The following is an 18,427-nucleotide window of genomic DNA, read 5'->3' as shown; positions in this document are numbered from 1 at the left end:
CCTCGTTGTGATCGTGGTGGATGACCATTCGATCATAGATGAGGTACTTTGTGAACATGGATGTGAGCGCGAGACACCGCGTGATCCTCGACCTGCTCCGCGCCCGCGGCCGGGTCGAGGTGCCCGAACTGGCCGTGCGGCTCGAGACCTCCACCATCACGGTGCGCCGCGACCTCGACGTCCTCGCTGGTCTCGGTGCCCTGCGCCGGGTCCGTGGCGGGGCGGTGCCCTCGACGTTGCGCGGTGAGGGGTTGCCCTTCGAGGTCCGCGCGGTCGACGAGGCGCCGCTCAAGGCACGCCTCGCAGCCGTCGTCGCCGGACTGATCGGCGACGGGGAGGCCGTGGTGCTCGACAGCGGGACGACGGGCGCGGCCACCGCGCAGGCCCTGGCCGGTCGTCGGCTGACGGTGATGCCGTTGTCCGTGCAGGGGATCGCCGCCCTCGCCGGCAGCCCGAGCGTCTCCCTCCTGCTGCCCGGGGGAACCGTGCGCCACCCCGAGGGCAGCATCGTGGGCCCGCTCGCCGAACGGGCGCTGGCCGAGCTCCGCTTCGACACCGCCGTGCTGACCTGCTGCGCGGCCGACCCCGACGCGGGGGTCACAGCGCACGACCTGGCCGACGCGGCGGTCAAGAAGGCCCTGCGCCGCAGCGCGCAGCGGACCGTCCTCGTCGCCGAGGGGGCCAAGTTCCACCGGACCGCGCTGGCCGTGGTCTGCGGTCTCGTCGAGGTCGACGTGCTGGTGACGGACTCCTCCGCGCCGGCCGAGGTCGTCGCGGGACTGGTGGCGGCCGGGGTCCGGGTGGAGGTCGTCCCGGCGTAAGGATCGCGTCAAGATCAGTGGCGGGAGGTGCGTCCCGGTTGCTCTCGCCGGCGCCGCCTGCGCTGATGGAGACGTGCGTGCCACTGAGGTCTGTCGTTCGTGGTTGATGTCGGGATCGGAGGAACGGGCCAGCCGCCACCCCGGGCCGCACGGCAAGGGGCGCGTCGAGCACCCGGGCCACCCGTGGTGGAAGGTCGTCTGCCTCACCGGGGTCGACTACTTCTCCACCCTCGGGTACCAGCCGGCCATCGCCTTCCTCGCCGCCGGCGTCATCTCCCCGATCGCGACCCTCGTCCTCGTGGTCGTGACCCTCCTCGGTGCGCTCCCGGTGTACCGGCGCGTGGCGGAGGAGAGCCCGAACGGCGAGGGGTCCATCGCCATGCTGGAGAAGGTCCTGCCCTGGTGGGGCGGCAAGTTGTTCGTGCTCGTGCTCCTGGGTTTCGCGGCCACCGACTTCCTCATCACCATGACGCTGAGCGCCGCCGACGCGACGAAGCACGCCCTGCAGAACCCCTACGTCCCCCAGTTCCTCGAGGGGCACCAGGTGCTGGTGACCCTGGTGCTGCTCGCCGCGCTGGGGGCGGTGTTCCTGCGGGGCTTCTCCGAGGCCATCGGGGTCGCGATGGTGCTCGTCGTCGTGTTCCTGGCGCTGAACGCCGTCGTCGTGGTCGACGCCCTCATGCACGTCGCGGGACACCCGGTGTCGGTGCACGACTGGTGGAACGCCGTGCTGCACCAGGGGTCGTCGCCGTGGGCGGTGATCGGCGCGGCCCTCATCGTCTTCCCGCAGCTCGCGCTCGGGTTGTCGGGTTTCGAGACCGGGGTCCTGGTGATGCCGCAGATCAGCGGTGACCGGATCGCCGGGGCGAAACGCCTGCTGACCGTCGCGGCCATCGTCATGAGCGTGTTCCTGCTCGCGTCCAGCTTCGCGACGAGCGTGCTCATCCCGGCCGCGGAGTTCCAGCCCGGCGGCGAGGCGAACGGCCGCGCCCTGGCCTACCTCGCCCACGAGTACCTCGGCGGAGCCTTCGGCACGGCCTACGACGTCAGCACCATCGCCATCCTCTGGTTCGCGGGCGCCTCGGCCATGGCCGGTCTGCTGAACCTCGTCCCGCGCTACCTGCCCCGCTACGGGATGGCCCCGCAGTGGGCCCGCGCGGTGCGCCCCCTCGTCCTCGTGTTCACGGCGATCGCCTTCCTGGTGACCTGGTTGTTCGACGCCGACGTCGACGCCCAGGGTGGTGCCTACGCCACCGGCGTCCTCGTCCTCATCACCTCCGCCACCGTGGCGGTGACGCTGTCCGCCCACCGCCGGGGCCGACGCGGGGCGACGGTGGCGTTCTCGGCCATCACCGTGGTCTTCCTCTACACCACCGTGGCCAACGTCATCGAACGTCCCGAGGGGGTGCAGATCGCCGGCTGCTTCATCACGGCGATCATCGTGGTCTCGCTGGTCTCCCGGGCCCGTCGCGCTTTCGAGCTGCGGGCCACCGGGGTCGAGTTCGACGAGGTGGCCCGGAGGTTCCTGGACGAGGCCGCGGCCCGGGGCGCGCTCAACATCATCGCCAACGAACCCGACGCCCGGGACGAGGCCGAGTACGCCGAGAAGATGTACGACGAACGCCGCGACCAGCACATCCCCGCCGACGAGCCCGCCGTGTTCCTCGAGGTCACCGTCACCGACGCCTCGGAGTTCGAGACCGAACTGGAGGTCCACGGGGAGGAACGCTTCGGCCACCGCGTCCTGACCGTCCGCAGTTCGGCCGTCGCGAACTCCGTCGCCGCGATCTCGCTCGCCGTCCGCGACCGGACCGGGGTGCTGCCCGACGTCTGGTTCGAGTGGTCGGAGGGGAACCCGCTGGTCAACTTCGCGCGCTTCCTGCTGCTGGGCCTCGGCGAGGTCGCACCCGTCACCCGCGAGGTCGTGCGCCGGGCCGTCCCGGAACCCGCGCAGCGTCCCCGGATCCACGCGGGCTGAGCAGGGTGCCGGACGTCAGCGCCGGACGTCAGTGCCGGATCCAGTCGAACGTCCGCTGGACGGCCTGCTGCCAGTACTCCCAGCCGAGTTCACGTTCCTCCGGCGCCATCGACGGTGACCACTGCCCGGCCCGGTGCCAGCGTCGGCGCAGGGCGTCGAGGTCGGGCCAGAAACCCACGGCCAGCCCGGCCGCGTAGGCCGCACCCAGCGACACCGTCTCGCTGACCATCGGCCGGACCACGGGGGCGTCCAGGACGTCGGCCACGGTCTGCATCAGCAGGTTGTTCGACGTCATGCCCCCGTCCACCCGCAGCGACGCCAGCCGCAGCCCCGAGTCCGCGTCCATCGCCTCGACGACCTCGCGGGTCTGCCAGGCCGTGGACTCCAGCGCCGCGCGGGCGATGTGGCCCTTGGTCACGAACGAGGTGAGACCGATGACCAGACCCCGCGCCTCCGAGCGCCAGTGCGGTGCGAACAACCCCGAGAACGCCGGCACGAAGTAGCACCCGCCGTTGTCCTCGACGGTCCGGGCGAGGGTCTCGATCTCCGGTGCGGTCGAGATGAGACCGAGGTTGTCGCGCAACCACTGCACCAGGGCACCGGTGATCGCGATGGAACCCTCCAGCGCGTAGACCGGGGGTTCGTCGCCGATCCGGTGCGCGACGGTCGTCAGCAACCCGTGGGTCGACCGGGTGATCTCCGTGCCGGTGTTCATCAGCAGGAAGCTGCCCGTCCCGTACGTGCACTTCGCCTCCCCGGGGGAGAAGCAGGTCTGCCCGAACAGGGCGGCCTGCTGGTCGCCCAGGGCCGCGCCGATGAGGGCACCCGGCACGACCGTGGTCGCCTTCCCGTAGACCTGCGAACTCGACACGATGTCCGGCAGCGCCCGGCGCGGGACGTCGAAGACCGCCAGCATCTGCGGTGAGTAGTCGAGCGTCTCCAGGTCCATCAGCATCGTGCGGCTCGCGTTGGTCACGTCGGTGACGTGGCGCCCACCGTCGGGACCGCCGGTCAGGTTCCAGACCAGCCAGGAGTCGATCGTCCCGAACAGCACCTCACCGTGCTCGGCGCGGCGCCGCAGGGCCGGGTCGTGGGCGAGCATCCACCCGATGCGCGGCCCGGCGAAGTACGTCGTCAGCGGGAGACCGCAGACGTCGGTGTAGCGGTCGGCGCCGCCGTCGGCCGCCAGACCCTCGACGAGTTCCGTGGTCCGGGTGTCCTGCCACACGATCGCCGGGCTCACCGGATCACCCGTGCGCCGGTCCCACGCGACGACCGTCTCGCGCTGGTTCGCGATCCCGATCGCCACCACGTCGGCCGCGGTGGCCTCCACCTGGGCCATGGCCTGCGGGACCAGTCGCGCCACGTTGCGCCAGATCTCCGCTGCGTCGTGCTCCACCCAGCCGGGTCTCGGGTAGTGCTGACGGTGTTCCCGCTGGGCGATCGCCACCAGCCGGCCGGCGTGGTCGAAGAGGATGCAGCGGGTCGAGGTCGTGCCCTGGTCGATCGCGATGACGTAACCGCGGTGTTCCGGGCGCTGTTCGGTCACTCCGGTCATCCTGCCCGACGCGGACCGTTCAGCGGTCACGCGCGCCGAGCCCCCGCGAGATGGACCGCGCGGCGTGCCGGACGGCCGGTACCAGCCCAGCCCGGGGTCGCCCGTGGGAGTCCACGAGGCGCTCGGCGTCGCCGTCGATGCCGATCGCCCCCACGACCAGCCCGCCGAGGTCGCGGACCGGGGCGGCGATGCCCGCGCCGCCGACCTCGAGCTCCTCCACGTCCAGCGCCCAGCCCTGTTCCCGGACCGCGGCCAGGGTGCGGCGCAGCGCCGCCGGGTCCACCGTCGTCCGCGCCGTCATCGCCGTGAGCCGTCCCCGGGGACGGACCGGGGCCGAGGCCAGCAGCACCTTGCCGAGCGCGCACGCGTGGGCCGGCAACGAGGCGCCCGTGCTGAGTTCCTGCGCGCTGTCGTCGGGCCGGAACACGTGGTGCACGACGAGCGCGCGCCCCTCCGCCAGCATCGCCAACCGCACCGATTCCCCCGTCCGGCTGGCCAGGGAGTCGGCCCAGTTCACCGCCCGGGCGCGCAGGTCGTTGGCGTCGATGCGGGGTCGGCCCAGGTCCGCCAGCCCGGGGGAGGCGCGGTAGTCGCCCGACTCGTCCTGCTCGACGAAACCCACGTCGACGAGGGTGCGCACGATCCCGTGCGCCGTCGTCTTCGCCAGGCCCAGCGCGTTGCCGATGTCGACGACCCCGAGACCTTGCCCCGCGCTCGCCAGCAACCGCAGCACGGCCGCTGCGCGTTCGATGGACTGGATGGGCCCCGGCACGGGCTCATCCTGCACCCCGGGAGCGTTCCAGCCGCTTCCACGACCGCGACCAGACCAGTTCCGCGGCCCCCACGAGCGGACCGTCCGCGCCGAAGGCCCCGCTGGTGAGCACGGGAGGTGTGCTGCGACGCAGGGTCATCGACCCCTCCTCGAGCGCGGCGCGCACGGTGTCGGGTGCCGCGTCGTGCAGGCGTGCGGCCAACCCGCCGACGGTGACCAGGTCCGCGTCGAGCGCGTTGACCAGACCCGCGATGCCGCGGCCGAGGTTCGTCGCGATCTCCGCGACCGCGCGCAGCGCCTCGACGTCACCGCGCCGGGCGCGGTCCAGGACGCGGTGGCTGAAGGCGACCGGGTCGTGGGGTTCGTCCTGCTGCAGCGACCGCGCGAAGGCGGCTCCGTCCAGGGCCGTGCCCCAGCAACCCCGGGCACCGCAACCGCAGGAACGGGCGGGATCCCCGAAGGGCAGGTGACCGAACTCCCCGGCGCTGCCGTGGGCGCCGTCGACGAGTTCCCCGTCGGTGGTCAGGGCGCCGCCGAGACCGGCGTCGAGGTGCAGGTGGAGGGCGAGCCGGGCCCCGACGGCCCGCCCGCGGACGGACTCCGCCGTTGCGGCGCAGCGGGCGTCGTTGCCCGCGAGCACGGCCTCGGCGGGCAGGTCCGGGGAGCGCGGCCAGGCGGTCCGCAGGTCGACGTCGCGCCAGCCCAGCAGGGGCGCCTCGAGGAGGTGGCCGTCGCGGACGACGCCCGGAGCGGCCAGTCCCGCGCCGCGCACCCGACGGGGGAAGCGGCGCAGCATCGTGCGCGCCGCCGCCCGGACCGCGGTGAGCACGGGATCGGGGGAGTGCGAGGGGTGCGGGGCACCCACCTCGGCCAGGGTCGCGCCGCCGAGTTCGACGACCCGCAGCCGCCAGTCCTCGTGGGTGATCTCCGCGGCCAGCACGAGCGGACCGTCGGGGTGGGGGAGCAGGGGGCGGGTCGGTCGCCCGCGCCGGCCCTCCGAGGAGGCCTCGCCCTCGGACAGGAGGTGGTCGGCCAGCAACCGGACGACGATCTCCGCGGTCGTCCCCGTCCCGGTGCCGAGTTCCCGGGCGGCGTCGGCGCGGGTGAGGCCCGGACGCAGGTGGGTCAGCCGCAGCAGTTCGCTGCCCAGGTTCCGCCGGTTCGACATCCCACTCCTTTTGCTCGACGCACGAGTATATTAGCGGTCGTGCCGTCCCCGCAGCGACTCCCCGTCGCACCGCTCGCCCTCCTGACGGCCGCGTCGTTCGGTGCCGTCACCACCGAGGTCCTGCCCGTCGGGCTGCTGCCCCAACTCGCGACCGCCTTCGACGTGGACGCCTCGGCCATCGGGTGGTGGGTCTCCGCCTACGCGATCGTGGTGGCCGCCGCGGCCGTCCCGCTCACGGCGTGGCTGGCCCGGTTCCCGCGCCGCAGCGTGCTCTTCGGCCTGCTCTCGCTCTACGCCCTCAGCAACGCCGCCGTCCTCGTCGCGCCCGGGTACGGCTGGGCGGTCGCGGCCCGCCTCCTCGGCGGGGTGGCCCACGCCGGGATCTTCTCCGTCGTCGTCGGGACGACCGTCGACCTCGTCCCGCCGCCCCGCCGCGGACGGGCGCTCGCCATCACGAACGCGGGGGTGACCCTGGCGCTCGCCGTCGGCGTTCCCCTCGGCACCGCGGTGGGGACGGCGGTGGGGTGGCGGTGGGCGTTCGGAACGACGTCCCTGCTGCTCGCGGGGTTCGCCGTCGCGGCGCTCCTCGTGATCCCCCGCGGCGCCACCCGGGTCGACGCGGAGCCGCCGCCCGCGGTCCTGGCCGCGTTGCGCGGGCGACGGTTGCTCGTCGTCGCCGCCGGAACCGCGGTCATCACCCTCGGTCAGTACACCGCCTACACCTACGTCACGCCGATCGTGCTGAGCGCCGGAGTTCCCGCGGGCGGCGTCAGCCTGGTGCTGTTCGGCTACGGCGCAGCCAGTCTCGCCGGACTCGTGGTGGCCGGAACCCTCGTCGACCGCCACCCCGGACGCTCCCTCGCCGGAGCCGTGCTCGTGGTCGCCGCGTGCCTGCTGACCGCGGCTGCGGTGCTCGGGTCGAGCGGCGTGGCCGCGGCGGTGGTCGTGGTGGTCGTCGTCTGGGGCGCCGGGTTCGGTGGGTTGCCCACGGTGCTGCAGACCGCGGCCCTGCGGGCGAGCAGCGGCAGCGACGCGGCCCCCGCCGTGGTCAACGCGACGTTCAACGTCGGGATCGCCGGCGGGGCCTGGCTCGGCGGCGTCCTGCTCGCGGTCGACCTCCGGATCCCGCTGCTGGTCGGCGGGATCCTCGCGGTCCTGGGGTTGTCGGCCTTCCGGCAGCGGCGCATGATGCCCGCATGATCAGGACGTGGTTCATCACCGGGACGTCGCGCGGTTTCGGACGGGAGTGGACGATCGCGGCCCTCGAACGCGGTGACCAGGTCGTCGCCACCGCCCGCGACGCCGCCAGCCTCGACGACCTGGTCTCGCGCTACCCCGACCACCTGCTCGCGCTGACCCTCGACGTCGACGACAAGGCGGCGGTCGAAGCGGCCGTGACCCGGGCCGTGGAACGGTTCGGGCGGATCGACGTCGCCGTGAACAACGCCGGGTACGGCCAGTTCGGGATGGTCGAGGAGATCACCGAGGCCGAGGCCCGCGCGCAGTTCGAGACCAACGTGTTCGGGGCGCTCTGGGTGACCCAGGCCGTGCTGCCCGTCATGCGGACCCAGGGCGGCGGGCACGTCCTCCAGGTCTCCTCCATCGGGGGGATCTCGGCGTTCCCGAACATCGGCATCTACAACGCCTCCAAGTGGGCGCTCGAAGGTTTCAGCCAGGCGCTGGCGGCCGAGGTCGCCGACTTCGGCATCACGGTGACGCTCGTCGAACCCGGTGGTTTCTCCACCGACTGGGGCGGGTCCTCCGCCAAGCACTCCGCACCGCTCCCGGCCTACGACGAGTTCCGGGTCAAGGCGGCGGAGGCCCGCGAGCGCCGGGTCTCCTCGCCGGGTGACCCCGCCGCCAGTGCTGCCGCCGTCCTCGCCCTCGTCGACGACCCGAACCCGCCGCTGCGGGTGTTCTTCGGCACCGCCCCGATCGGGATCGCCACCGCCGACTACGAGTCGCGGCTGGCGGAGTGGAAGCGGTGGCAGCACCTCTCGGAGCTCTCGCAGGGGTGAGGTACCTCGTCGGGCTGATCGGCAGCGGCATCGGGCCGTCCCTCACCCCGGCCCTGCACGAACGCGAGGCGGCTGAACTCGGGATGCACTGCGAGTACCGGCGTCTCGACCTCGACGTCCTCCGGGTGCCCGCCCGGGACGTCGGGCGGCTGCTGGACCGGGTCCGCTCGCAGGGGTGGGCCGGGGTCAACGTCACCCACCCGTGCAAGCAGCTCGTCCTCGCCCACCTCGACGAGCTCGACCCCGACGCCCGGGAACTCGGCGCGGTGAACACCGTGGTCTTCGACGGGACGCGGGCGGTCGGGCACAACACCGACACCTCGGGGTTCGGCCGGTCGCTGGCCCGGTTCCTGCCCGACGCGGACCTCGACCGGGTGGTGCTCGTCGGGGCCGGCGGCGCCGGTGCTGCGGTGGCGCACGCGCTGGGACGTGCCGGGGTCCGGTCGGTGGCCGTCGTCGACGTGGACCCCTCACGCGCTGCGGCCGTCGCCGCGGTGGTCGGTGGTTCCGCCCACGGCCCGGCCGACCTGCCGGAACTCCTGGCCGACGCCACCGGGATGGTGCACGCGACACCGACCGGGATGGCCGCGCACCCGGGAGTCCCGTTCGACGTGTCGCTGCTGCGCCCCGCGCAGTGGGTCGCGGAGGTCGTGTACCGACCGCTCGAGACGACCCTGGTCACCGCGGCCCGGTCCCGCCGGTGCCGGGTGCTGACCGGGGGCGGGATGGCGGTGTTCCAGGCCGTCGACGCGTTCCGCTGGTTCACCGGGGTGGAACCCGACGCGGAGCGGATGCTCCGCCACTTCGAGGAGCTGGTGCGCTGACGATGGAGCCGATGCCGGCGGGACAGGGAGGGTGATCGAGAGACACCCACGGCGTGGCGGATCCGAGGCAGAGGAGGATCCAGGGCGCTGCCCCCTCTGCCCGGTCCTTTCGTCCCTCAGCCGAGCGTTGCGTTGCCCGTCGCGTCGGCCGGTTTCGCGGCGGCGCGCCAGGAGGTCAGCGAGCCCTTCTGGGCGGCTGGGGCGTTAGCGACGACGTGGTCGGCCAGCAGGTCGTAGAACTCCCGGGTCGTCCAGGGTTCCCAGCCGTGGGGCTGGTTGCGGCCGAACCGGTACGTGACGTTGGATCCGGCGAGCTTGTCGACGCGTTCCTTGAACAGGTTGACGCCATCGTTGAGGAAGTAGGTGTCGGCGTCGCCCACGTAGATGGTCAGCTGGCCGTCGAGCTTCTCGCGCAGGTCGTCCCAGTGCTTCTCGACGTAGGTCGCGAGGTCGAAGTGGTCCTGCCAGTAGGCGGCGACGGCGTGGTCGATCTTCCCCGTCGTCTTGTCCCAGATCGGCTTCGGGTAGCCGTCCGCACCGCGGGGGGAGAACACCGCCTGCCAGACGTCCCACTGCCCGAGTCCGGAGCGGCCGCGGCTGCCGAGGGCGCGCTCCCAGCCGTTCTCCTGCCCCATCGTGTACTGCGACTTGCCGCTGACCTCGCGCGCCGACGGCACGGGCACGTCGAGGTAGGCGTGGTGCGTGACGTAGGCGTTGTCGTCGCCGTAGACGTCGACGAGCTGGTGGGCGTGGAAGTCCAGCGGGTCGGGGTAGCCGGCCCAGGCGCCCTGGTAGAGGTCGGGGTAGAAGATCTGCGTGGCCGCGGCTTCCCAGCCGCCCGTCGAGCCGCCGGAGAGCACCCGGGCCCACGGCGCGCCGATGGTGCGGAAGCGACGGTCGACCTCCGGCAGCAGTTCCCGGTTCAGCGCGGTGCCGTAGGGGCCGATGTTCGCGGTGTCGACGGCGTAGGAGTCGTCGTAGTAGGGGTTCTCGTGGCGGAAGGTCACGGTGATGAACTTCGGTGCGGTGCCGGAGAGCCAGTACGCGCTGAACGCGTTGCTGCCGTCCTCGGTGAACCTCCGCGGTGCGTCACCGGGGAAGTGACCGTGGTTCAGCTCCATCGGGTAGCGCACGATCCGGTTCGCCGCCTCGTCGTAACCCAGCGGCAGCAGGACGTCGGCGGCCACGTACATGTCGCGGCCCCAGAACTCCGAGAGCACCGCGCTGCGGATCTTCACGTGCTTGACGTGCTGCGACTCCGCGGGGTTGCCCTGCTGCGACGTGCCGCCCGCGGGGACCGGTTCGGAGGGTTGCACGACCGTGTCCAGCGTGAGGTGCACGGTTCCCCGGCCCCCGGTCGCGGGGACGGTGACCTCCACGACGGGGCCGTAGAGGTTTCCGGTGGAGGCGAAGACGTCGTGGCCGTCGCCGCCGGGCAGGTGCAGGTCGATCTCCGCACCGTCGGAGCGGGAGAAGTGCGTGTAGACGTTGAAGAACGCCTGTGCGCGGTAGGTGCCGGGGGGCAGCGACGAGGCGTCGGCGAGGGGGAACCCGACGGCCGGGGCCGCCAGGGGGACGGTGGTGCTGCGGCCCGGGGCGAGGCCGGTGACGTCGAGGCCCCAGAACGGCACCCCGTCGGCGACGTCGCCGGCCTGCTCGCGCGGCTCGCTGTCGGCGTCCGTGGTGAGGATGACGTGGACGCGGCCGGTGACGGCCTTCGGCGTCAGCCCCGGCGCGAGGGTGACGGACGCGGTCAGGGCCGGCCGGCGGCGCGAGGTGGTCTCCTCGGCTGCCGAGGCGGCGGGTGCGCCGCCCACCGCGGCGGCGGCGGCACCCACCCCCGCGACCGCGGCGACGAACGAACGACGGGACGGTGCGGTCACGACGGCTCCAGGTTGTGGTGGGGCGAGCACGTGCAGTCGTGCGGAACGTAGCAGCGGTGCTGGGACGGCACCAGGGTCGGCCCGTGACCGCGGGGTTCCTCCTCCGACGTGCGCTCGCCGCCGACGCGCGGGCCCTGGCGCGGGTCCACGTCGACTCTCGGCGGCAGACCTACCGGGGTCTTGTGGCGGACGCGGTGCTCGACGACCCGGGGCTGCTGAGTTCTCGGGAACGGTTCTGGATCGGCGCCCTCACCGACGAACGGTGGAGCGTGAACCGGATCGCCGTCGCCGAGGTCGACGGCGTGCTGCCGGCCGAACCCGCGGTGCTGAAGGTCGCAGAGCCGAACCGCCGGGCGCAGGCGTTCTACCGCGAACGGGGTTTCGCACCCACCGGGTGCAGTCGACGAGAGTCGATGAAGCGCGGGTCTCCCCGGGGTCGCGGGGTTCTCGCCGGTTTCGACGACTCCGCCGACCTCGGTGGACTGCCGCTGCCGGACGGGTCCAGCGTGCCCGACCGGCGGGTCGTCCGAGCGAACACCCCGCCGGACCTCAGCCCGGGCGACCGAACGGCCCCGGACGCGCGGAACATCGTCGCGATGCTCGACCGCGTCCGGGACGTGCACGGGTCCAGCGCGGGGTACCTGCGCTCGATCGGGCTCGACGGCGAGGAGGTGTCCGCCCTCCGGCGATGGGTGTCGCCCTGACCCGTCAGGTGCGGGGCGGTTCCTCGGCGGTGGCGTCGGCGTCCACGACGAGGTTGATCGCACCGGTCCGCACGTCGTAGATCCCGCCGGCGACGGGCATCTTCGGCGGCAGGAACGGCCACGACCGGATGCGCTGCACGTCGTGGACGAGCGTCGTGCGCTGGTCGGAGATCGTGCGGAAGTCGATGCTGCGCGAGTCCACGCCCTGGGCGAGGACCTTCGCGTGCACGTCGCCGTCGGTGTTCTTCGTCATGCCGCAGTCGGTGTGGGCGAGGACGAGCACGCGGTCCACGCCGAGCAGGTAGTGCGCGAGGACGAGGGTGCGCAGCACGTCCTCGGTCACCCGGGCGCCGGCGTTGCGGAGGATCTTCGCGTCCCCCTTGGCCAGACCGAGCATCTCCAGCGGGGAGATGCGCGAGTCCATGCACGTCAGCACGGCGAGGCCGGAGCCGGCCACGCCGGGGCGGCCGTCGTCGACGAAGGTCTTCGCGTACTCGGCGTTGGCGGTCAGGACGTCGGTGAAGGGATCCACACCGCACATCTCACCATCCCGGCTCGACCTGCGGAACGGGCCCGTCCACGTCGGCCTGCGAGCGGGTGCCGTCGGCCCACGTCACCCGCACCCGGGCGCCGTCGAGGACGACCTCCGGGGCCGGGCCGGGGTCGACCCCGGAGAGCGAGACCGCGACCACGACCAGGCCGTCACCGGCGCGGCCGCGCGCCCGGGGGACGAGGGCCCAGGCGCCGAAGGCGTTGCCCGCGGGCGCGCGGACGACGTCGAGGTCGGGAACGCCGTGGACGGCGAGCAACCGGCTGCTCGGACCGGGTGCGGTGAGGGTGATCGACGTCGTGTCCAGTCGCTGCTCCAGCAGGCCGGGGTGGTCCGCGGCCACCGCCCAGCCCGTGACCGTCACGACGGTCCCGGCGGGGACGGCGCCGAGGCGGAAGACCCGGACCTCCCACGCCCCGTGGGCGAGGACGAGGGAGAGGACCTCCGCCTGGGGGAGTGCCGTGCCGACGAACTCCGGGTGGTGCCGGCTCGCGGCCCAGCCGGGGCCGGTCCCGGCGGGGGTGAAGGCGTACCGGACCCCCTCGACCCCGCGCGCGCCGAGGACGACGGTGTTGTCGGCGACGTTGTGGGCCGACGTCGGACCGGTCCTCGTGGAGTAGGCGAGCCGGGCGTAGAACGGGTCGGGGCGCCCGTCGGGGCCGCCCGGCCGGTGGTGGTCGGACCCGTGGTTGTGCACGCGGACCAGGCCGTCGGCGGTGTTCTGGACGAGCCAGCCGGCGGGGGCGATCGGGGTCGTCCGCGACGGGGCGAGCGCGGGAACGGGTTCTTCGGTGGCCGTCCACAGCGGGTGGTCGGGACCGGCGAGGAGCGCGGAGAACGCCTTGGACGACCAGTACGGGGAACCGGGTCCGGAGTAGCCCTGGACGCTCGCGGGGTGCGGGCCGTGGAACCCGCGGGTCAGGAGCCCGTCGGTGGTGGCGCCGCGGTCCAGGAAGTAGCGGACCCCGGAACTCAGCAGCGTCCGGCTGACGCCGGGCGTCCACGGGGTGTTCCCGGTGACCGCCCCGAGGGCCACCGAACTGACGGTGGCGAACCGGTAGGTGAGCGACCGGCCCTGGTGCAGCGGTGCGCCGTTGCCGTCGAAGGTCAGGGCGAACGTCGTGAGGAACTCCCGCAGTCGCGCGCCGAACCGCTTCCCGAGCTCCTCGTCGCGGCGCAGGTGGGAGTACAGCACCGGGTAGAGGTGCATGGCCCAGCCGACGTAGTGGTCGAACATCCGCCCGTCGCCGTCGGTGTACCACCCGTCCCCGCGGTACCAGCCCTCCAGCAGGTCGAGGGCGCGCGAGATCGCTGCCTCCGTCTCGGCGTCCCCACGTCCGGCACCGGTCAGGAACGAGGCGACGGCCATCGGGAACAGGTACCAGTTGTTGGGCGCGGGTTCGTGGCGCAGACTGCCTCGCAGCCACGCCTCGACCCGGTCCTGCTCCTCGCCGGACAGCCTGTCCCACAACCACTCGCGGGTGAGGTCGAGCGCGAGGGCGATGGAGGCGGACTCCACCATCGGCTGCCCGCCGGACCGGACGGAGCCGATCACCGGCCAGGACTCGGCGTCGTCGGAACCGGGGTCCCGGGTTCCGGCGAGGAGTCCTCGGCGGTAGTTCCCGAGGTGTCCGTGCGGATCTGCGCCCCCCTCGCCGGCGACCCGGAACGCCGCGGTCAGGAACGTCCGGGCGAAGCCCTCCAGGCCGTCGGAGACCCACCCCGCACGGGCGGGTTCCCCCGGTAGGTCGATGCGCCCGAACTCCGGGGTCGCCCACGGCCGGACGGCCAGCAGCAGGTCGTCGGCCACGGCGAGCCAGTGGGCGCGGGTCCAGCCGGTGAGCGGGGAGAGGACGCGGTCCTCGGGGACGTTCTCGAGGAGGGACACCAGCGGAACTCCTTCAGGCGGTGCGGGACAGGGCGGGGTGGGCGACGGGGTGGGCCAGCGGCAGACCGTCCGCGAGACGTTCGACCTCGTCGGCGGCGGCGGCGGTGAGCCGGCGCATCTCGTTGCCCAGCGACCCGGCGACGTGCGGGGTCAGCAGGACGTTCGGGCACGACCACAGGGGCGAACCCGGCGGCAGGGGTTCCGGATCGGTGACGTCGAGGACGGCGCGGAGCCGGCCGCTGAGGAGCTCGCGGGTCAACGCCTCGGGGTCCACGACGGCACCCCGCGCGGTGTTGACCAGGGTCGCGCCGTCCCGCAGCGACGCGAGGACCCGGGCGTCCACGAGACCGCGGGTCTCGGGCAGCAGGGGGGTGTGGACGCTGAACACGTCGCTGCGCCGGGCGAGTTCCCCCAGGCCCACGGGCTCGGCACCCAGTGCCCTCAGTTCGGAGTCCGGGACGAACGGGTCGTGGACGAGGACCTCGAGGTCGTGCGGGCGCAGAAGTTCGAGCACCCGGCGACCGACGAGGGAGGCGGAGAGGATCCCGACGGTCGAGCGGTAGTTCCCGGCCGACTCGCTGAACCGCATCGCGGTCCGGGTGCGCTCGACGCGGAAGGCGTCGGCGGCGGGCAGGACGGCTTTGCCGGCGAGCAGGACCATGGCGAGGGTGTACTCCGCGACGGGGACGGCGTTCGCGGCCGCGGCCGAGGACACCTGGATCCCGCGGTCCCAGCAGGCCGCGCTCACGTGGTGACGCACCGATCCCGCCGCGTGCACGACGGCGCGCAACCGGGGCGCGGCGTCGAGCACGTCGGCGTCCAGGACCGGGCACCCCCACCCGGTGACGAGGACGTCCACCCCGGCGAGGACCCCGAGCGCCCGCGGGCTGGTGAACTCGCTCAGCAGGGTCTCGTCGAGGTCCACGACCGCGCGCAGCCGGTCGAGGAAGGTCCGGTCCACGACCCGGTCGCGACTGGCGGCGCTCATGGCGAGCGCGGCCCGCATCTTCGCTGGCACGGGGTCACCGTCCCGGCGGTGGGCCGGACAGGTCAAGACCGTTCGATCAACGGTGATCGATCGCTCGGACGCTGTGCCGTTCCACGAGTCGGGGTGCGATCTCCAGGTGGCGGCAGGGGGCGTCGGGGGCCGTCGTGCGCCACCCCAGCAGGTCCACGGCGGCCCGGCCGACCTCGCGCTTGGGCGGTGCGACGGCGGTGAGGCGCACCTCGCCGAGCCCCGCCACGACGTCGTCGTAGGTCACGATGCTGAGGTCGTCCGGCACCCGGATCCCCGCGCCGGCGAACCGCGGGAGCATGGACAGGGCGTCCGGGTCGGCGTGCACGAGGATCGCCGTCGCCCCGTGGCGGCGCACCGCCTCGACCGGGTCGGGAGCCGTCAGCCGGTGCTGCTGGTCGGCGTGGTCGGCCGACAGCAGCGGCTCGGCGAGCACCGGCAGACCGAGGGAGCGCAGGGCGTCGGGCAGGCAGGCGCGCACGGTGCGCGAGGTCGGGGAGTCGTCGCGGCAGAAGGTCAGGATCCGCCGGTGGCCGTGCGCGCGCAGGTGCGAGAGGGCCAGGTGGACCCCGGTGGCGTGGTCGCTGCGGACGGCGTCCCGTTGCGCGAGTGCGGATCCACGGGGAGCGAAGCGTTCGAGCAGGACGAGCGGGGGTGACGTCGGCCAGGACGGGACGCTCACGTCCTCGCTCACCTCCTCGGGGGAGTGCCACCGCGGGGCGTAGAGGATGCCGGACACCCCGCGGGTGCTCGCCGCCCGTTCGATGGCCGCCCGCGTCGCCACCGGCCCGCGGGCGACCTCGAGGACGTAGCGGCCGCCGTGCGCGGCGACGGCTTCGCGCGCGCCGTGCAGGATCTCGCCGAGGTAGGCCCCCGAGGAGCACGACACCGCCACGACCGTGCCCAGGACCGGGCCACCGGGCAACGCGGCGGTCACGATCCCGTGCCGCCGGGTGAGTCGACCCTGCTCGGCGAGCGCCTCGACGTCGCGACGGACGGTGACCGCCGCCATCCCCAGTTCGAGGGCGAGGTCGCTGACCCTGGCGCTGCCGCGGGACGTGACCAGGGCGGTGATCCGTTCACGCCTGGCCACCGGGCCGTCGACCGTCATGGGCATCTCCCGCCTCGTCGCGATGATCGAACGATCCTCACCCGTCGGACCCGGCGGCACAAGGGGCGCGTATCGTCACCGTGTGTCGATCCTCGTCGTCCGTCACGGCCAGACCGAGTGGAGCCTCTCGGGGCAGCACACCGGCAGCACCGACGTCCCGCTCACCGCAGCGGGCGAGGTGCAGGCCCGTGGACTCGCCCCCGTCTTCGCCGACCGCACCGTCTCGGCCGTCTTCGTCAGCCCCCGCCAGCGGGCCCGGCGCACCGCCGAACTCGCCGGACTGAGCGACGTGACGATCGACGACGACCTCGTCGAGTGGGACTACGGCGGCTACGAGGGCCGCACCACGGCCGAGATCTCGGCCGAGCTCGGACGCGAGTGGTCGGTCTGGCACGACGGTGTCGTCCCCGGGCAGACGCCGGGGGAGACCGTGCACGCGGTCTCCGCCCGCGCCCGCGCGGTCCTGGACCGGGCGCAGGCCGCCGAGGGCGAGGGTGACGTGGTGCTCGTCGCGCACGGGCACTTCCTGCGCATCCTGCTCGCGACCTGGCTGGGGCTCTCGCCCACCGCCGGGGCGTTGTTCGCCCTCGAGGCGGGCACCTGGGGAGAACTCGGCCGCGAGCACGGCCGTCCCGTGCTGGTCCGCTGGAGCGTTCCACCGCTCGGCTGAACCGGACGGCTCAAGTCGTCACCCAGTGTGCCGATGGGGCTCGTGTGACAGCCGCCTCGATCGCCTGGACCACCTCGGTGCTCGTGATCGTGGTGGCCTCCGTCCTCCTGACCGTCCTCGTCCGCCAACGCGACCGGGCCCGTGACGAACTCGCCCGCACCGATCCGCTCACCGGGCTCGGCAACCGTCGCGCGCTCGTCGAGTCGGGTGAACCGCTGCTGGCCTCGGGGCGCGGTCTGGGGCTGCTGCTCCTCGACCTCGACGGGTTCAAGGACGTCAACGACACCCTCGGGCACGCGGCCGGGGACGAGGTCCTCGTCCAGGTCGCCCGGGTCCTCACCGCCACCGTCGGCGACCGGGGTCCGGTGACCCGCCTCGGTGGGGACGAGTTCGCCGTCCTCGTTCCCGCGCCCGGCCCGGGCGACGACCTCGAGGTCGTCGCGAAACGCCTCCTCGCCGCCCTCTCCGTCGGGAGCTTCCACGCCGGGGTCGTCCCGATCGACCTCCAGGGCAGCATCGGCATCGCCGTCGCGGGGGTCGACGGGAACTCCCTCGGGGAACTCCTGCAGCACGCCGACATCGCCATGTACGCGGCCAAGCGGAGCCGGGTCGGGGTCCTGCGCTACGACGCCGCGAGCGACCCGCACTCGGCCGGGGGCCTGGAACTCCTCGGGCAGCTGCGCGGGGCGATGGACGCCGACCAGCTCGAACTGCACTACCAGCCCAAGGTCTCCGGTGACGGTTCCCGGTTGGTGGGTTTCGAGGCGCTGGTGCGCTGGAACCACCCGACGCGGGGTTTCCTGCTGCCCGCCGACTTCCTGCCGTTCGTCGAACGCACCAACCTCATCCACCCGCTGACGCGCTGGGTGCTCATCACGGCGTTGCGCCAGGCCGCGACCTGGCGGGCCCAGGGCGTCGACGTCTCGATGTCGGTGAACATCTCCGCGGTCACCCTCGACGCGGGCCTGCTGGGCGTGGTCGAGGAGGCCCTGGCCCTCACCCGGTGGACCCCGTCCGCGCTGGTGCTCGAGATCACCGAGACGGCCGTCATCAACGACCCCGAGGGGGCGCGGGTCACGGTCGCGAAGCTGCGCGAGCGCGGGATCCGCGTCTCCGTCGACGACTTCGGGGCGGGCTCGACGAGCCTCGGCCACCTGCGCGGTCTCGCCGTCCACGAACTCAAGATCGACCGGCAGTTCGTCTCCGAGATGGTGGCGCACCCGGAGGACGAGGTCATCGTGTCCTCGGTCATCGCCCTGGCCCACCAGCTCGGACTCGTCGTCGTCGCCGAGGGCGTGGAGACCCTCGCCTCCGCGGACCGGTTGTGCGCGTTGGGCTGTGACGAACTCCAGGGGTTCTTCTTCGCCCGTCCGCTGCCAGCCGAGAAGGCGCTGGCCTGGGCCCGCACCGAGGGGATGACCGGCGCCGCCGTCGAACTGCGGTAGGTCGCGGTCGGCGGATGACCGA

At 73.3% G+C, this 18,427-nt stretch carries 16 protein-coding genes; 8 read left to right on the top strand and 8 right to left on the bottom strand.

Going from position 1 to position 18,427, the window contains the following annotated elements; translation table 11 throughout:
• The first annotated feature begins 56 nt into the window (after positions 1-56).
• Both OG218_RS07345 and OG218_RS07340 read left to right on the top strand, forming a co-directional pair.
• Positions 57-821: a DeoR/GlpR family DNA-binding transcription regulator gene (locus tag OG218_RS07345; protein ID WP_380161270.1), complete on the top strand. Its 765-nt coding sequence runs from the start codon at positions 57-59 to the stop codon at positions 819-821.
• A 106-nt stretch (positions 822-927) separates the two neighbouring features.
• Complete coding sequence (locus OG218_RS07340; protein ID WP_328292551.1) at positions 928-2,799, top strand: amino acid transporter; 1,872 nt, start codon at positions 928-930, stop codon at positions 2,797-2,799.
• 28 nt (positions 2,800-2,827) lie between these two features.
• Here OG218_RS07340 and glpK read toward each other — a convergent pair whose 3' ends face one another.
• Genes glpK through OG218_RS07325 form a run of 3 tightly spaced genes read right to left on the bottom strand, consistent with a single transcriptional unit; the run spans position 2,828 to position 6,297 of the window.
• Complete coding sequence (glpK, locus tag OG218_RS07335; RefSeq protein ID WP_328292550.1) at positions 2,828-4,357, bottom strand: glycerol kinase GlpK; 1,530 nt, start codon at positions 4,355-4,357, stop codon at positions 2,828-2,830.
• A 19-nt stretch (positions 4,358-4,376) separates the two neighbouring features.
• Positions 4,377-5,129 carry an IclR family transcriptional regulator gene (locus OG218_RS07330; RefSeq protein WP_328292549.1) on the bottom strand — a complete coding sequence of 251 codons (753 nt, stop codon included), beginning with the start codon at positions 5,127-5,129 and terminating at the stop codon, positions 4,377-4,379.
• Between the two features lie 4 nt (positions 5,130-5,133).
• Complete coding sequence (locus tag OG218_RS07325) at positions 5,134-6,297, bottom strand: ROK family protein (protein WP_328292548.1); 1,164 nt, start codon at positions 6,295-6,297, stop codon at positions 5,134-5,136.
• Positions 6,298-6,336: 39 nt separating this feature from the next.
• On the opposite strand from OG218_RS07325, the gene OG218_RS07320 reads away from it, so the two are divergent.
• Genes OG218_RS07320 through OG218_RS07310 form a run of 3 tightly spaced genes read left to right on the top strand, consistent with a single transcriptional unit; the run spans position 6,337 to position 9,139 of the window.
• Positions 6,337-7,497: an MFS transporter gene (locus OG218_RS07320; protein WP_328292547.1), complete on the top strand. Its 1,161-nt coding sequence runs from the start codon at positions 6,337-6,339 to the stop codon at positions 7,495-7,497.
• Positions 7,494-8,315, top strand: coding sequence for an SDR family oxidoreductase (locus tag OG218_RS07315; RefSeq protein WP_328292546.1), 822 nt, complete (start codon positions 7,494-7,496; stop codon positions 8,313-8,315). Before OG218_RS07320 ends, OG218_RS07315 begins: the two co-directional genes overlap by 4 nt.
• Positions 8,312-9,139, top strand: coding sequence for a shikimate dehydrogenase (locus tag OG218_RS07310; RefSeq protein ID WP_328292545.1), 828 nt, complete (start codon positions 8,312-8,314; stop codon positions 9,137-9,139). Before OG218_RS07315 ends, OG218_RS07310 begins: the two co-directional genes overlap by 4 nt.
• Before the next feature lie 116 nt (positions 9,140-9,255).
• On the opposite strand, the gene OG218_RS07305 is transcribed toward OG218_RS07310, so the two are convergent.
• Positions 9,256-11,022, bottom strand: coding sequence for a hypothetical protein (locus OG218_RS07305; protein WP_328292544.1), 1,767 nt, complete (start codon positions 11,020-11,022; stop codon positions 9,256-9,258).
• 83 nt (positions 11,023-11,105) lie between these two features.
• On the opposite strand from OG218_RS07305, the gene OG218_RS07300 reads away from it, so the two are divergent.
• Positions 11,106-11,726, top strand: a complete 621-nt coding sequence (locus tag OG218_RS07300; RefSeq protein WP_328292543.1) for a hypothetical protein — start codon at positions 11,106-11,108, stop codon at positions 11,724-11,726.
• Between the two features lie 4 nt (positions 11,727-11,730).
• On the opposite strand, the gene OG218_RS07295 is transcribed toward OG218_RS07300, so the two are convergent.
• Genes OG218_RS07295 through OG218_RS07280 form a run of 4 tightly spaced genes read right to left on the bottom strand, consistent with a single transcriptional unit; the run spans position 11,731 to position 16,296 of the window.
• Entirely contained in the window at positions 11,731-12,267 is a 537-nt protein-coding gene (locus OG218_RS07295; protein ID WP_328292542.1) for a beta-class carbonic anhydrase, read from the bottom strand.
• Between the two features lies 1 nt (position 12,268).
• The gene (locus OG218_RS07290; protein ID WP_328292541.1) at positions 12,269-14,164 is read right to left on the bottom strand and encodes a DUF2264 domain-containing protein; all 1,896 of its coding nucleotides are present in this window, start codon (positions 14,162-14,164) and stop codon (positions 12,269-12,271) included.
• A gap of 13 nt (positions 14,165-14,177) precedes the next feature.
• Entirely contained in the window at positions 14,178-15,170 is a 993-nt protein-coding gene (locus tag OG218_RS07285) for a hydroxyacid dehydrogenase (RefSeq protein WP_442906470.1), read from the bottom strand.
• A 58-nt stretch (positions 15,171-15,228) separates the two neighbouring features.
• Positions 15,229-16,296 carry a substrate-binding domain-containing protein gene (locus OG218_RS07280; RefSeq protein WP_328292539.1) on the bottom strand — a complete coding sequence of 356 codons (1,068 nt, stop codon included), beginning with the start codon at positions 16,294-16,296 and terminating at the stop codon, positions 15,229-15,231.
• A gap of 76 nt (positions 16,297-16,372) precedes the next feature.
• Between OG218_RS07280 and OG218_RS07275 the strand changes: the two genes are divergently transcribed.
• Positions 16,373-16,960, top strand: a complete 588-nt coding sequence (locus OG218_RS07275) for a histidine phosphatase family protein (protein WP_328292538.1) — start codon at positions 16,373-16,375, stop codon at positions 16,958-16,960.
• A gap of 44 nt (positions 16,961-17,004) precedes the next feature.
• Complete coding sequence (locus OG218_RS07270; RefSeq protein ID WP_328292537.1) at positions 17,005-18,405, top strand: putative bifunctional diguanylate cyclase/phosphodiesterase; 1,401 nt, start codon at positions 17,005-17,007, stop codon at positions 18,403-18,405.
• Positions 18,406-18,427: the final 22 nt, after the last annotated feature.

This window comes from Kineococcus sp. NBC_00420 (assembly GCF_036021035.1).
Taxonomy (GTDB): Bacteria; Actinomycetota; Actinomycetes; order Actinomycetales; family Kineococcaceae; genus Kineococcus.
This window is presented reverse-complemented; position numbering and strand designations above follow the sequence as displayed.